The organism is Streptomyces sp. AF1A (genome assembly GCF_047340315.1).
GTDB lineage: Bacteria > Actinomycetota > Actinomycetes > Streptomycetales > Streptomycetaceae > Streptomyces.
In genome coordinates this window covers 17,157-30,785 of sequence record NZ_JBLEBI010000041.1, presented here as the reverse complement: position 1 = coordinate 30,785, position 13,629 = coordinate 17,157, and the positions used below count along the sequence as shown (strand labels likewise).

The following is a 13,629-nucleotide window of genomic DNA, read 5'->3' as shown; positions in this document are numbered from 1 at the left end:
GTCGGAAGGCCGGTCGCGGTGGGCGCGGGGCCCGGGCCGTCACAGGGCCCGGTGCGGCTCGGCGCCGTTGCCGGCCAGCAGGTCGCGAGCCTCCTCGATGGGCAGTTCCGCATCCAGGTGGGCGCCGATGCGCAGCCAGTCGTAGCCGAGCTGCAGCGTGGCCCGCCAGGTGTCCGCGGATTCGAAGGAGAGCGGGAAGGAGCCGGCGCCCATGGTGGTGCGCACCAGGGCGATGCACGCGCGCAGCTCGGTGAAGAGCGCCTCGCCGTCCGCCGCCGAGTCGACGGTGCGCCGCAGCAGCTCGCCGGCGCGCCGCCCGATCGGCCGGGTGGCGGGCGGCAGCAGGTCCAGGCGGCGCACGAGGTCGGGGTCGGCGGGCAGCGGATGGACGCCGTGGGCGCTGAACAGCCCGCGCAGCGCGGCCTGCACGGCCCGCCGCGCGGTGAGTTCGGCGACCCGCCACTGTTCGCGCCGCAGGGCGCCGGTCAGGTCCTCGACGGCGTTCTCGACGACCACGTTGGCCCACACCAGGGCCATGGCCGCGGCGGCGAACCGGTCGGCGGGCAGCGGTATCAGGTCGACGGCGCGCGGGCCGGTGACGGCGGCGCCGCGCACCGACAGCAGCGGTTGCGCGGTGGAGGGCGGCGGGGTGACGGGGCCGGGCGGGGCGGCGAGCGGCAGCGACGGGGTGACCGTGCCGCCGCCCTTCCACGCGAGGCGGATCAGCCCGTGGCGCAGGAAGGCGGCCAGCAGCGGGCCGGGGTCGGCGACGCCGGTGTCCGCGGCCGTCTCCAGGACGCGGGGCAGCGGCCGGCCCAGCACGAGGGAGCGCCAGACGGCACCCGCGTCGTCGCCCAGGGCGAACACCTCGCGCCGGCCGCGGATGACGTGGACCCGTTCGCCGGTCTGCCAGGTGGTCACCCCGGCCACCCGTTCGACGGTGAGCCGTTCGGGCCGCCGGGAGACGCCGGTGAGCCCGAGCTCTCCGGCGAAGGCGAGGCATGCGGTCACGTGGTCCCGGGCGGCGCCGGGGTCGCCCGCTGCCGGGTCGGCCGCCTCCAGCTCCCAGTAGCGGTCGCGTACGTCCGTGCGGCCGGCCCGGTCCAGTTGCAGGGACAGCCACTTGGGTTCGAGGTACGTCTCGCCCCGGTCCGCCGCCCAGGACTTGACGGTCTGCAGGAGCCCGGCACGGGCCCAGTCGACCGCCTCGTCGCTCTCGCCGAGGCACAGCAGCGCCGTCGCGTGGCGCAGGGACTGGCGGGCCCGGTGCGCCCACCAGTCGGCCATGATCCGGCGGAACCGCTCGACGGGCAGCAGCGCCCTGACCTCCTCCAGCAGGGCGTGGCCGCGCAGCGGATGGCCGTGCAGCAGCCGCTGGCAGCGGTTGAGGAGATCCTCCGAGAGCCGGCCGGGCCGCCGGGCTCCCCGCTCCACCGCGCGCAACTGGTCGGCGAGTTGCCGCACCGACCGGGTGCGGATCTCCACCCGGTGGCCGTCGACGAAGAGCAGTGACGGCATGGTCGGCAGGTCGTCGTCGCGGCGCCCGACGAGCAGGAAGTCGACGTCGGAGGAGGGGTTGCCGAACCCTTCCGCGATGGAGCCCTCGAGAGTCACGGCCCACTCGGTGCCGTGGGGCAGTTCGGCGAGGGACTTGTCGAGCAGGTCCTGCAGCTGCTCCTCGGTGAGGATCACGGTCGTACCTCCGTTCGGCGGCCGTCCCGGGTGGCGCTCGCGACGTCGCCGGGCGGATCGGCCAGCACGGTGACCGTGCCGGCGGCGCCGTCGACGCGCAGCACGGTGCCGGTGCGGATCTCGGTGGTGACGTCCTTGACCTGGACGACGGTCGGGATGCCCCACTCACGGGCCACGACGGCGACATGGGTGAGCGGGCTGCCGCGTTCGATGACGAGGGCGGCGGCCGAGGGCAGCGCGGCGGCCCAGCCGGGGTCGGTGCGGTAGGTGACCAGGATGCCGCCGCCGATGTCGCGGGGGGTGTCGGTGACGACGGCTGGCCCCACGGCGACTCCGGGGCCGCAGGGGGTGCCGCGCAGTTCACGGGCGCCGGTGCGGGCGGCCGGGCCGCGGGTCCAGCCGGCCCGCTCCAGGTTCCCCGACCAGTACGGGGCGCCGCGGGTGGTGAAGCGGGACGGGGCGTGCAGGGCGGCGTCGGCGGCCAGCCGCCTGCGGCGCAGCGCGGCCAGTTCCCGCAGCTCGGTGTGGGCGGCCATGCCCTCGTAGGCGCCGCTGATCTCCTCCAGGCGCAGCATGAAGACGTCGTCCCAGGCGTCGAGGGCGCCGGCCCGCTCCAGGTCGCGGCCCAGGGCACGCAGCATGCGCTTGGCGGCGCCGAAGGCCCTGGTGCGGCAGAACCGGAGCCGTTCCCGGTCGGCGAGCGCTGCCCTGGCCTTCTTCCGCACCAGCTCGTACACCAGGCGGCGCGGGCCGCGCAGATGCTCGTCGAGATGGGCGTCGGCCTCGCCGCCGCGGTCCGGAGCGCACGCGCCCGCGGTGTCCCCCAGCGCGTCGCGCAGCAAAGTGAACAGTCCGGCCGGGTTCTCGCGCAGGTCGGGGACCTCCAGCTTGAGTTCGTCGGGGCTGCGGTAGCCGTAGTCGGCGAGGTACGCGTCGACGGCGGACAGGAACCGGGTGTGACCGGCCTCCTGCAGGGCCCGGTAGGCCTCGGCGTCGGGGGTGCGCTCCAGCAGGCGCAGGACCTCGGCGTCGGCGCGCGCCCGGTCGGCCAGCTCGCGCAGTGCGCGCGCCGGTTCGGCGGACTCCACAAAGCCGCCGGGGGCGGCCGCGGCCCAGGTGAACCACTCGGGGGCGTCCGGCAGCCATCTGCGGGTGAGCAGGGCGAGTAATCCCACGGAGAGCAGGATGGTGGCGTCCAGAACCTGCATCGGGCCCCATTTCTCGATGAGGTCCCGCTGCAGCCGGCGGAAACGGCGGTGGGTTTCGTCGCCGGGGAGACTGTCGTAATCGACATTGTTGAAGATCGCGTAAGCCCGCTGGAAATCCCGGTGAAAGGTGTCCACGGATTTCCCGATGGTGAGGAATCTCCGCGTGAAGACGACCGTGCGCACCAGGCGTGAGAACCGGCCTCGCAGCCCGCGTCGCGGAGTGAACGGATGGAGGGTGTCGGCGACCTCGTCGGGAATGCTCTCGGCGACCCCGAGGGCTTTCTCCAGCACGCGCCGGTTGAGCGGGTACAGCGGGGCCAGGCGCACCATGCGGTACCAGTGGAGCAGGTTGTAGTAGACCCGTCCGTGGACGTAGCCGAGCAGGTGCGGGGTCCACTCCGCGACCTCGCGCAGCTGCTCGCCGCGGACGCCCAGCGCGCGGGCGTAGCCGTCGTACACCTTGGCGTAGGTGTCGGCCGCGAAGCTGAAGGTGAGCGGGGAGACGACGCCGCTGAAGCTCTCGATGATGTTGGAGTTGTCCCATATCCGCAGCTCTCCCCGGGGCTGCGGGGCGGGAGCCGGGGTGGTGACCGGCCGGCTCTGCAGGATCCACAGGGTGCCCTCGGCCAGGGCCCACTCGATGTCCTGCGGGGCGCCGAAGTGCCTGGTGACGCGGAGCCCGGTCTCGTGCAGCCCGGCCAGGTCGGCGCGGGTCAGAACCGGCGCGGCGCGGTCCTCGTCGGCCACGGGCGAGACCTGGCAGCCCGGCCCGGGCCCGGCGTCGTAACGCTCCCGCTTGTCGCCGATCACGGTGCTCAGCGGCTCGCCGGTGGCGGCGTCCAGGACGACGGTGTCCGCGTCGACCGCGCCCGAGACCAGCCCCTCCCCCAGTCCGTGCACCCCGCTGACCACGTGGCGGTCGGTACGACCGCTCGCCGGGTCGGCGGTGAACAGCACGCCGCTGCGCTCGGCCGGCACCATGCGCTGCACGACGACGGCGACGCCGGCCCCGCCGGGGGGCAGCCCGTGCCGGGCGCGGTAGCGCAGGGAGCGTTCGGAGAAGGCGGAGGCCCAGCAGCGGCGGACATGGGCGGTGACCTGGTCGAGGCCGCGGATGTTGAGGAAGCTGTCGAACTGTCCGGCGAAGGAGTGCCGGGCGCCGTCCTCCTCGGGGCCGGACGAGCGGACGGCGACCGCGCCGCCGCCGGCGTGATGGTAGGCCAGGGCGATGGCCTCGGTGATCCGCGCGGACAGCGGCGCGGCCTCGATCCGGTGCGCGATCTCCTCGGCCACCTGCCCGGCCCTCGACTCCCAGCCGGCGTCGAGCAGCCGTGCCAGGTGGTCGTCCAGCCCGCTGTCGTGGCAGAACTCCGCGAAGACGTCCAGGCCGAGGACGGACCAGTTCGGCACCTGGAAACCTGACGCGGTCAGCGCGTGCAGATTCTTCCCTTTTCCCCCGGCCCGTTCGGCCATCAGGGAATTGTCACTGGACGGCGTCAGAACGTGCAGTGACCGGTGTCCGGATGTCGTGGGGAGCGACAACTCGTTGCCCTTTCAAGGGAGTTACGCAACCATGTCGGACGATCTCGCCCGCCGGTTTCACAGCATGACCGGTCCAAACATGTGACGGGACCTACGGTGTCGTTTTTCGGACGTCGTAGTGATTTCAATTTCTCGCCGGGCCGCCGTCTCCGGCGGACGGCATTCGAAATGCGCCCACCTGCGGCACGGCCATGCCGCGGACGCGAACGCGTCCCTCGTGGACGGCCAGGGTGCCGGCGCGAGCGCAGGTCGCGTCCGCGAGCAGCGCCGACCGGGCCGGCGCACGCTTCAGCGCCTTGCCGACGTCGTGATCCAGCATCTCCGCCGCCCTTGCGCCGCACACCACCGAGGGGCCGCCGGTCCTGGCACCGGACCCGCGGGCGCCGCCGGCGCCGCTTCCCTCCCGGCTGTGCCCCTTCCGGGCATCCTCACGCCTGCCTTGCGGAAAAACGGTGACTCTGCCTTCATGGACGCACTTTTGCTGACTTTCGGGCACGGCACCGCCGATCGCGAGCGGATCATCTCTCTGCTGCAGGGCGCCCGCGTCGAGGCCGTCGTGGACGTGCGCATCGCGCCCGGGAGTCGCCGCGACCCCGAACTGTCCCGGCACCGGCTGGTGAAGTGGCTGCCGGACCACGGGATCGCCTACCGGTGGGAGCCCGGTCTCGGCGGGTTCCGCAGGCCGCCTCCCGACAGTCCCGACACGGTGTGGCGCAACTACTCGTTCCGCGGCTACGCGGCCTACACCCGCACCCGTCCGTTCGTCACCGCGATGGACGAGCTGCTGCGCCAGGCCGCCGAGATCCGTACCACCGTGATGTGCGGCGAAGCCCTCTGGTGGCGCTGCCACCGCCGTCTCATCGCGGACTTCTCGGTCCTCGCCCGCGGCGTGCCGGCCTCCCACCTCCTGCACGACGGCCGTATCAGCGCGCACACCGTGACGCCCGGCGCACGGCTGCGCGAGGACGGACTGCTCGTCTACGACGGCGCGGTGTAGCGGCCACCGGGTGGCGCCGCCGGTTCACGTCCGGCTCAAGCCCTACGACGTCGACGCGCGCGGCGCGCCCACCGGCGGACGCGGCGTGCCGGGGCCGGTCACCCCAGCCCGGAGGCCCCCCTCAGGCCTCGCGACCCGTCGCGGCATCCAGCCCCCGGCCAGGAACCGCTCCCCGTCGCAGCGGACGGCCCCAGCCGGGGACCGCTCACCTCGGCCGCAGACGGCCACCCGTCCACGACGGCGCCGCGTAGCAGCCGCCGGGCGCTGCCACCGGTCCGCGTCCGGATCAAGCCCTACGGCCTCGACAGGCGCGCGCCCACCGGAGGACGCGGCGTGCCGGGGCCGGTCACCCCGCCCCGGCAAGGCCGCCTCTCAGGCCTCGCGGCCTGTCGCGGCATTCAGTCCCCAGCCGAGCGCGAGTGACCCACCGCTGCCCCCGGGGGCGGACGGCTCGCCGCCGGCCTCGCTGAAGGCATTGAGCCCCTCCACGAGCGCCAGCCGCTGGGCCGGCCGCAGGCGCCGGACGATGGCGGCGATCTCCGACCGGCGACGGGCCATCACCGTCTCGACCGTTCGCCGCCCCTCCTCGGTGACCCGCAGCAGGGTCTCCCGGCGGCTCTCGGGATTGGGCTGCCGGTCCGCGAGCCCGGCCGCGATCAGCCGGTCCACCATGCGCATGGCCGTCGACGGAGCGACGTGCAGCGCATCGGCCAGGGCGACCAGCTTCGTGGGACCATCGTCGGCGAGCACGACCAGCATCCTGAACTGAGCCAGGGTGACCCGCTCCTCGACCTCGGCGAGCGAGCGGGCCGAGACCGCCACCAGCAGCCGGGAAGCGGTCAGCACGGCTCGCGTGACCGCGTCGACATCGTCCTGTTCTCCCGCCGTCCCGATCTCCGCCATACGTCCTTTCTACCGCGCTCGGCCACCTGCTCCCCCGTAGCACGAGCGCGACCGCGTCCTCGGAGCGGCGCCGTCGCGCACCGGCGGGCCGGAGACGGCCTCCGCGCCCAGAGTGGTACGCCCCTCGCCAAGGGTCTGCGCAGCCCCGTCCGGTCGGCAACCCGCGCGGGCGATGGGCGCGCGCACGCCGTTCGCGGCGGGGCCCGCGAGCGCCGGCCATGTCACGGGGGCCGGGCCGTCCCCGAGCCGTTCCGGGCTGCGCCGCCCTCTCGGCGGGAATAAGGTGGCTATGAAGGGGCATTCCCCTGCCTCGCCGGAGCCTGAGCGGGCGGATCGCCTCAAGTTCACGGCATCCGGGCTCACTTCGGGACCGGGGGACTCGGCGGCGCCGGGGCCGGCGCGTGCAGGCCCGTACGGCCGACGCGAGGAGAAGCAACATGACCACTACCGGTGTTGGGGCACGCCGCAGAGCTCCGGCCGAACTGAAGCCCGGCGGCGTGGAGTCGGAGAGCCACCCGTGGAAGATACGCCTGGTCGACCACCACGTTTCGGAGGAGAGCGAGGCGGCAGCGGCGTTCCTGGAAGCGCAGGAGCAGGGAAAGATGGCGGTGTTGCCGCCCAACAGTTCGGTCGCGCTGCAGGCCTTCGCGCGGCAGATCGAGCCGGGCCGGCGGAACGCGTCCGGCCCGCCGGCCGCCTCCTCTCGACCGGCACGCGCACCCCGGAGCCGGGAGCGGGCCGCCCCGTGAGCGAGGACCGTGACGATGGCCGGGAGCGCGCCGCCGAAGGCGGACGGAGCGGTGACGAAGGCGGACGGAGCGGTGACGCCGAACGCGGCGACACCGAACGCCGGGCGACCGAGAAATTCATCGCCGATCTGCTCGCGCGGGGTGAGGCGGTCTTCGAGGGGGAGGAGCCGACGCCGCGCACGACGCACGTCGTCAAGCGCGCGGACGACGGACGGCTCACCGTCCGCCGCCTGCGCTTCCTGCGCTGATGCCGCTACCCGCTCAGTCGAAACACCGCCGGGTGAGGGCGAGCCCCTCGCCGGTCGAACTGCGCGAGATTTCATGGGTCTTGAGCCGGGACGGATTGTCGTCGACGAACGCCGCATCGGAGCGGTGTTCCTCGGGTACGTACACGCGGCCGCGACGGAAGAGGTCCTCCAGGTACGACGTGGCGACCCGCTCGGGGTCGGCGGGCCGCAGAGAGCCGCCGGCCGGGGCGGAGCCGGCGATGCCGAACCGGCGTTCCTGCGCCGGTGCGGAGAGGGTGAGCGGCTGAGTGACGCCGTACGCCGCCCCGTGGATCGTGACGGGCGTCAGTCCCTCCTCGTCACCACCGCCCGGCTGCACGTCGGTCATTCCGGCGCCCCGGCGTGCCACCTCCGGCTCGGTGACGGACACGGCGGCCTCCAGCGAGAGAATGCCGTGCCGGACGAACGCCGAGCGCAGGGACTGACCGTACCTGCCGCCGTTGCGGCGCTGGTCCGCGGCGATCATGTGACCCGCGACCTGCGCGTAGTAGGCGGACACCACGGGCGCGGACACCACGGCGTCCACCAGCAGCTGTCCCGCGATCTCGGCCGCCGCGGCCAGACCGGCCTGGTCCTGCAGGTCCTGCTGCCGGAAGATGCCGGCCACGATCTTCAGGAAGGCCCCGCTGAACACCCTGGAGAACGAGTGCGGTTCGCTGCTGAGCGTGTTCGCGGGTCCGCTGGGCGGCAGCTCCACCGGGTCCCGGTAGAAGAAGCTGTTCGACAGGTTGCGCAGGCAGTCCCGGTCGACCCCGGTCGGGTGGCCCTGGCGGATCGCCCAGCCCAGTTGCTCGGCCATCCTCGACACCCTCGAGGACATTTCCAGGTCGCCCTGCGTCTCGGCCAGGACCGCGATCCGCAGCGACTCCAGCTGCAGGGAGCCCAGCAGGGCGCTGATGTCCCCGAAGGCCTCGTGCAGGGCAGCCGTCTCGGCGCTCGCCGCGTTGAACAACTGGGGCCGCAGGGCGTCGAGTACCGCGTGTCCCGCCTCGTGTTCGACGACCTCGTTGCTCTCGCACGCGGCGACGGTGACACCGGCCACCGTGCGGCGGAAGAACCACAGGCCTCGGCGGTCGTAGTAGGCGTTGAGGTCGATTCCCGCGTTGAGGTGGGCGGTGAGGGCGCGGCCGACCGTCGGATGCCACTGCGTTCCGGCCGGCACCAGTGAACCCCAGGTCTGGCCGGCCCTGCTGAGGGCATCGGCCGCCACCCAGTAGCGGAACGCCTCGGTGCCCGGCCCGGCGCTGTCCGGCTGCGGCGCGGTCTCCGCGATGGCCATGGGGAACGGCTGGGTGTCGAGTTGCGGCACGGGATGCGGTACGGGGACGTTGACCTGCGGCGGGTATCCGGGGTCGTCCTCGTACACCAGAACCGTCGGTGTGGTGACGTGTTGTTGCACCGTCATGGAGCCTCCCTGGTCGGAGGGATTGCGGATGGCGGAATCCCCCCACCGGGAGACCTTTCGGCAAGGTTCCCTCGGGACCAGTACGCGGCCCCGGCAGCACCGTGTCAATCCGAACAGGGGGCAGGCGACGCGCGCCCTGCGGCCGGTGGCGACGGCCCCACATGGGCGGCGCGGGCGTACGCACGTGCAGGTGCACGAAGCGCCGGGATTGGGCCGATCGGGTGTTGGCGGTGGGCGGGGTCCCCTGCGAACGGCGGGGCCGGGCCCGAGCGGTCGGGGGCCCGGGGCGAGCTGTGACCTCTCTCACCCGGCGCTGCCCGGGCGGCGCGCGAACTGCCTGGCCGGCGGCCTTCCGGCCCGTCCCGCCCCGCTCGTTGGCCGGATACGTCAGTGATCTGGCATTGCAGCCAGTGCGAGATCCGATACAGGCTGTGACCGTGTTGGAGCGACGTGTGGTTGTGGTGGTGTACGCGGGAGCGATGGCGCTGGACATCACCGGACCGATAGAAGTGTTCGATACGGCGAATCGGCTCCTGGGCGCCTCGGGCATCCCCTACCGGACCGACTTCGTCTCCGCCGACGCGCCGCTGGTGCGCATGAGTTCGGGGGTGGTGGTCGAGGCCGCACCGCTTCAGGCGGGGCAGGGCCCGATCGACACGCTCCTCGTGCCCGGCGGATGGAGTCTGCACGAGGCCCTCCGGGACGAGGCGCTCGTGTCGTGGATCGGCCGGGCGGCGGCCAGGTCGCGCAGGGTCGCCTCCGTGTGCGGAGGATCCTTCCTGCTGGCCGAGGCGGGCCTGCTCGACGGCAGACGCGCGACCACGCACTGGGCGTACAGCGAGGCGATGAAGTGCCGCTATCCCGATGTGACGGTGGACGCCGAGCGGATCTTCGTCTGGGACGGCCGCTTCGTGACCTCCGCGGGTGTGTCGACGGGCATCGACATGGCGCTGGCCCTGGTGGAGGCCGATCACGGATCGGCTCTCGCGCTGGAGACGGCACGCTATCTGGTGCTCTTCCTCAAGCGGCACGGAGGGCAGTCCCAGTACAGCGCCGTACTCGACGCCCAGTTGGCCGACCGTCCGCCGATCCGGGAGGCGCAGGAGTGGATTCTGGACCACCTGGACCGTCCGCTGCCCGTGGCCGAGATCGCGCGGCGGGCCAACATGAGCCAGCGCAACTTCGCCCGGGTCTTCCGGCGCGAGGTGGGCACGACACCCGCCCAGTACGTCGAGCGGACGCGCATCGCCCGTGCACGCGAACTGCTGGAGACCACGGACCTGACGATCAGCCAGATAGCCGGCCGCTGCGGATTCGCCACCACCGAGACGTTCTTCCGCTCGTTCGGACGGACCCTGGGGCTCACTCCCGGGGAATACCGGCACCGCTTCCAGGTGGTCTCGCCGTCCGGCCTCGTCGACCGGCACCACGAGAGGGAGGGCAGCCCCGCATGACCACCACGACCTCGGACTTACCCGAGCCGAGGACGGTACGCCTGGTCGACCATCTGGCCGCGGAACTCGCCAGGGCAGGCGTCACCCACATGTTCGGCGTCGGCGGAGCGAACATCGAGGACCTGTACGACGCGGTGCACCGCGGCGGCGCCGTCCGCGGCGTGGTCGCCAAGCACGAGTTCTCCGCCGTCACCATGGCCGACGGATACGCACGTACGACCGGGCGCCTCGGCGTCGTCGCCGCGACCTCGGGCGGCGGGGCGATGAATCTCGTACCGGGTCTGGCCGAGGCCTACGCCTCCCGGGTGCCCGTGCTGGCGCTGGTGGGCCAGCCGCCGACCGGCCAGGAGGGGCTGGGGGCGTTCCAGGACTCCAGCGGCAAGGCGGGCTCCTTCGACGCCCGGGAGGTCTTCGCACCCGTCTCGCGCTTCTGCGCCCGCGTCGACGACGCCGACTCGTTCGCGGCGCTGCTGCCCCGGGCCGTCGCTGCGGCGCAGGCCGATCCCCGCGGGCCGGCCGTGCTGCTGCTGCCCAAGGATGTGCAGCAGGCGCGGATCAGGGTGCCCGCCCGCGGCGCGGCCCCGGCACCGGGCGGCCCGGCGGCGGCCTCCGCGGCGCGGCTCGACACGGCTGCCCTCGGCGCCGTGTCGGACGCCCTGCGCCGGGCCGGGCGCGTCCTCGTGATCGCCGGTGAGGACGTCGCCGCCGCCGACGCGCGCGGGGATCTGGCGGAGCTGGCCCGGCGGCTCGGGGCATGGGTGGCGGTCACCCCGGACGCCAAGGACGTCTTCGACAACCGTGATCCACGGTTCGCGGGCGTGGCCGGGGTGATGGGTCACGCCAACGTCGCGGACTGTCTGCGGCGTGCCGACCTGTGCCTGCTGGTCGGTACCCGGCTGCCGCTCCTGGCCCGCGGCGGCCTCGACCGGGCCCTGGCCGCCACCGACGTCGTCTGCCTGGGCCCCGAGCCCCCGTTCGTGGCCGGCACCGCGCTGGGCGGGAACCTGCGGGACGCGCTGCGCGCGGTGACCGCCCGGCTGCCGTCGCGCCCGCGTCCCTGCCCGCCGCACGCCGGCCCCCTGCCCATGCCCCTGCCGGGTCCGCCGGTGCGGGCCGGCGAGCGCACCGTCCCCCACGCCCAGGCGGTCGCCGCGGTGGAGGCCGCGCTGCCCCAGGACGCGCACGTCTTCGTGGACGCCGGCAACGCGGGGGCCAGCGCGATCCATCTCCTCCCCGCGCCGCGCCACGGCCGCTTCGTGGTGGCGGTCGGCATGGGCGGCATGGGCTACACCTTCGGCGCCGGCATCGGCGCCGCGCTCGCCACCGGCCGGCGCACCTACGTGCTCGCCGGGGACGGGGCGTTCTTCATGCACGGGATGGAAGTGCACACCGCCGTCGAGTACGACGCACCCGTGACGTTCGTGATCTTCAACAACAACGCGCATGCCATGTGCGCGGTGCGCGAGCGGTTCCTCCAGGGCGGCGTCCGCAGCGACGACCTGTTCGCCCGAACCGACCTCGGCGCCGCGGTGGCCGCCGCGTTCCCGACCCTGCCGGCCACCGGAGCCACCGACGCGGCCCACCTGCGCACGGCACTGATGCGCAGCAACGCGCGCGGCGGTCCCGCGTTCGTCGCGGTGGCCTGCGACCCGCGGGAGATCCCCCCGTTTCTCCCCTTCCAGTCCTTCACCGAAGCCACCGAGAGCAAGGAGGGTTCAGATGAGCGAGGAGTCGTCCACGTTGGCTGACATTCCCGGCCTGGTCCGGATCGAGAACACCGGCAAGGAGGAACTGACCGCCCACTGCATGGAGCTCACCCACGCGGTGTACCCCCACCATCAGGTCTACGGGCAGTACTGCACCATCCACGAGTACGTCGACTGCCCCCCGGAGCAGGCCTACGACTACCTGCGCCAAGGGCACCATCTGGAGGAATGGACCTGCAGCCTGCGGGACTTCGCACCCACTGACACACCGGGGCTGTGGGTCGGTCACGACCGCCTGGAGGACGACACCAGGATCTACTGCAAGGTGCTCGCGAACCCCGAGGCCATGACCGTCGACTACCACTGCGCCTGGGACCAGGGCGAGAAGCTGTGGATGATCTACCTGATGCGTGTCGTCCCGGCCGGGCTGGTGCTCGACAGGCCGGGTTCGGTGATCACCTGGACCAACTGCCGGCACCCCTACTACGACGACAATCCGCACCCCGACCTGTCCCCGCGCCCGGAGCGGCCCTGGGTGGGCGACTACTGGGACCTCTTCTACGCGGGGCACACCGTGGAGATGCGCAACCTCAAGGCGATCCTGGAACACCGCCATCGGGGCGGCCTGCCCGTGAACTCGGCTCCGGCGCGGGCGGTGGCGCGGTGACCACGGTCAGCCTCACCGACGTCGCCTGCTACCTGCCCGGCGAACCGGTCCCCGCGGAGTTCTACACGGAATTCCCCGGTGCCGAGGACAAGCTCCGCCACCATCCCATGTTCAAGGTGCCGCCGTCGCGGCACCACGTGGCCAGGGACGAGACCAACGCGGACATGGTCGAGCGTGCCGTACAGCCCCTGATCGAACGGCACGGCGCGGCCGAGATCCGGGGTGTCGACGTGCTGCTGGTGCACAGCCAACTGCCGGACCTGCCGTTCGTGGGCGCCGGGACGGAGGTGGCGCGCCGGCTGGGCCTGAACCCGGAGTGGCTGGTCGACGTGGCCAACGCGGGCTGCGCGTCCTTTGTGTACATGCTGAAGCTGGCCCGGCAGATCCTCGTGTCCACCGACGCCAGGACCGCGCTGATCTGCAACGCGCAGAGCGCCGCGGGTCAGTGGTTCACCCAGTCCGAGGTGCGCAAGCTCGCCCAGGCGGCGATCCCGGGCGACGGGTGCGGTGTGGGGTACGTGACCACGTCGGCGAAGTCGCCGGTCCTGGACCTGGAGACGCGGCACATCGGGGAGTACGCCGGTGACATGACCGTGGCCGTGGACGACGGCCGCAAGTACTGGGAGCCGGGCGAGTCGCAGCTGCGGATCGGGTTCACCGACGCCAGTGTCGCCAAGGTCCTGGCACGCGGGAACCGCCTCGTCCCCGAGGTGGTCACCGAGCTGTGCCGGCGCATCGGCGTGGCGAGCAGCGACATCGACGTCCTCATCACCAACCAGCCCAACCGCACCTTCCTGCGGAACTGGCGTGAGGCGCTGCAGCTGCCGGCCGAGCGGCACCTGCACACCTTCGACCGGTACGGGAACCTGTTCGGGGCGGCGATCCCGGTCACCCTGGACCGCGCGATCGCCTCCGGGCAGGTGGCGGACGGCGACCTGATCGTGCTCGGGGGATTCGCCCACGCCGGCGACTTCGCCGGTGCCGCCGCCGTTCGCTGGCACGGCGGACGGGGCTGAGCC

12 protein-coding genes are annotated in these 13,629 nt (G+C 73.1%); 7 read left to right on the top strand and 5 right to left on the bottom strand.

Features of this window, described 5'->3' with window-relative positions:
• Nucleotides 1–39: 39 nt before the first annotated feature.
• From ACLU3S_RS14940 to ACLU3S_RS14930, 3 genes are all read right to left on the bottom strand, one after another.
• Nucleotides 40–1,692 carry a hypothetical protein gene (locus tag ACLU3S_RS14940; RefSeq protein ID WP_413952317.1) on the bottom strand — a complete coding sequence of 551 codons (1,653 nt, stop codon included), beginning with the start codon at nucleotides 1,690–1,692 and terminating at the stop codon, nucleotides 40–42.
• On the bottom strand, nucleotides 1,689–4,442 hold the full coding sequence (locus ACLU3S_RS14935) for a phosphoenolpyruvate synthase (protein WP_413952316.1): 2,754 nt from the start codon (nucleotides 4,440–4,442) through the stop codon (nucleotides 1,689–1,691). Before ACLU3S_RS14935 ends, ACLU3S_RS14940 begins: the two co-directional genes overlap by 4 nt.
• Before the next feature lie 124 nt (nucleotides 4,443–4,566).
• Nucleotides 4,567–4,761 (bottom strand): hypothetical protein, encoded by a 195-nt coding sequence (locus ACLU3S_RS14930; protein WP_413952315.1) that lies wholly within the window; start codon nucleotides 4,759–4,761, stop codon nucleotides 4,567–4,569.
• A gap of 147 nt (nucleotides 4,762–4,908) precedes the next feature.
• Here ACLU3S_RS14930 and ACLU3S_RS14925 point away from each other — a divergent pair, with 147 nt between their 5' ends.
• Entirely contained in the window at nucleotides 4,909–5,439 is a 531-nt protein-coding gene (locus ACLU3S_RS14925; protein WP_413952314.1) for a DUF488 family protein, read from the top strand.
• A 372-nt stretch (nucleotides 5,440–5,811) separates the two neighbouring features.
• On the opposite strand, the gene ACLU3S_RS14920 is transcribed toward ACLU3S_RS14925, so the two are convergent.
• The gene (locus ACLU3S_RS14920; protein ID WP_413952313.1) at nucleotides 5,812–6,342 is read right to left on the bottom strand and encodes a MarR family winged helix-turn-helix transcriptional regulator; all 531 of its coding nucleotides are present in this window, start codon (nucleotides 6,340–6,342) and stop codon (nucleotides 5,812–5,814) included.
• A 437-nt stretch (nucleotides 6,343–6,779) separates the two neighbouring features.
• On the opposite strand from ACLU3S_RS14920, the gene ACLU3S_RS14915 reads away from it, so the two are divergent.
• The gene (locus ACLU3S_RS14915; RefSeq protein ID WP_413952312.1) at nucleotides 6,780–7,091 is read left to right on the top strand and encodes a DUF6424 family protein; all 312 of its coding nucleotides are present in this window, start codon (nucleotides 6,780–6,782) and stop codon (nucleotides 7,089–7,091) included.
• Entirely contained in the window at nucleotides 7,088–7,339 is a 252-nt protein-coding gene (locus ACLU3S_RS14910; RefSeq protein ID WP_413952311.1) for a hypothetical protein, read from the top strand. The genes ACLU3S_RS14915 and ACLU3S_RS14910 overlap by 4 nt, the downstream gene beginning before the upstream one ends.
• A 13-nt stretch (nucleotides 7,340–7,352) precedes the next feature.
• Here the strand turns inward: ACLU3S_RS14910 and ACLU3S_RS14905 are convergent, their stop codons facing one another.
• A complete protein-coding gene (locus ACLU3S_RS14905; protein WP_413952310.1) occupies nucleotides 7,353–8,783 on the bottom strand; it encodes a hypothetical protein in 1,431 nt (476 codons plus the stop codon).
• Between the two features lie 437 nt (nucleotides 8,784–9,220).
• Here ACLU3S_RS14905 and ACLU3S_RS14900 point away from each other — a divergent pair, with 437 nt between their 5' ends.
• Genes ACLU3S_RS14900 through ACLU3S_RS14885 form a run of 4 tightly spaced genes read left to right on the top strand, consistent with a single transcriptional unit; the run spans nucleotide 9,221 to nucleotide 13,626 of the window.
• Nucleotides 9,221–10,237, top strand: a complete 1,017-nt coding sequence (locus ACLU3S_RS14900; RefSeq protein ID WP_413952309.1) for a GlxA family transcriptional regulator — start codon at nucleotides 9,221–9,223, stop codon at nucleotides 10,235–10,237.
• Nucleotides 10,234–11,985, top strand: a complete 1,752-nt coding sequence (locus ACLU3S_RS14895) for a thiamine pyrophosphate-binding protein (protein ID WP_413952308.1) — start codon at nucleotides 10,234–10,236, stop codon at nucleotides 11,983–11,985. The genes ACLU3S_RS14900 and ACLU3S_RS14895 overlap by 4 nt, the downstream gene beginning before the upstream one ends.
• Nucleotides 11,957–12,610 (top strand): SRPBCC family protein, encoded by a 654-nt coding sequence (locus tag ACLU3S_RS14890; RefSeq protein ID WP_413952307.1) that lies wholly within the window; start codon nucleotides 11,957–11,959, stop codon nucleotides 12,608–12,610. Before ACLU3S_RS14895 ends, ACLU3S_RS14890 begins: the two co-directional genes overlap by 29 nt.
• Nucleotides 12,607–13,626, top strand: a complete 1,020-nt coding sequence (locus tag ACLU3S_RS14885; protein ID WP_413952306.1) for a 3-oxoacyl-ACP synthase III family protein — start codon at nucleotides 12,607–12,609, stop codon at nucleotides 13,624–13,626. The genes ACLU3S_RS14890 and ACLU3S_RS14885 overlap by 4 nt, the downstream gene beginning before the upstream one ends.
• Nucleotides 13,627–13,629: the final 3 nt, after the last annotated feature.

Excerpts from the sequence above, each read along its gene's own strand:
- ACLU3S_RS14930 (WP_413952315.1), bottom strand. The coding sequence starts at position 4,761 with ATGCTGGATCACGACGTCGGCAAGGCGCTGAAGCGTGCGCCGGCCCGG.
- ACLU3S_RS14925 (WP_413952314.1), top strand. The coding sequence starts at position 4,909 with ATGGACGCACTTTTGCTGACTTTCGGGCACGGCACCGCCGATCGCGAG.
- ACLU3S_RS14920 (WP_413952313.1), bottom strand. The coding sequence starts at position 6,342 with ATGGCGGAGATCGGGACGGCGGGAGAACAGGACGATGTCGACGCGGTC.
- ACLU3S_RS14915 (WP_413952312.1), top strand. The coding sequence starts at position 6,780 with ATGACCACTACCGGTGTTGGGGCACGCCGCAGAGCTCCGGCCGAACTG.
- ACLU3S_RS14905 (WP_413952310.1), bottom strand. The coding sequence starts at position 8,783 with ATGACGGTGCAACAACACGTCACCACACCGACGGTTCTGGTGTACGAG.
- ACLU3S_RS14895 (WP_413952308.1), top strand. The coding sequence starts at position 10,234 with ATGACCACCACGACCTCGGACTTACCCGAGCCGAGGACGGTACGCCTG.
- ACLU3S_RS14890 (WP_413952307.1), top strand. The coding sequence starts at position 11,957 with ATGAGCGAGGAGTCGTCCACGTTGGCTGACATTCCCGGCCTGGTCCGG.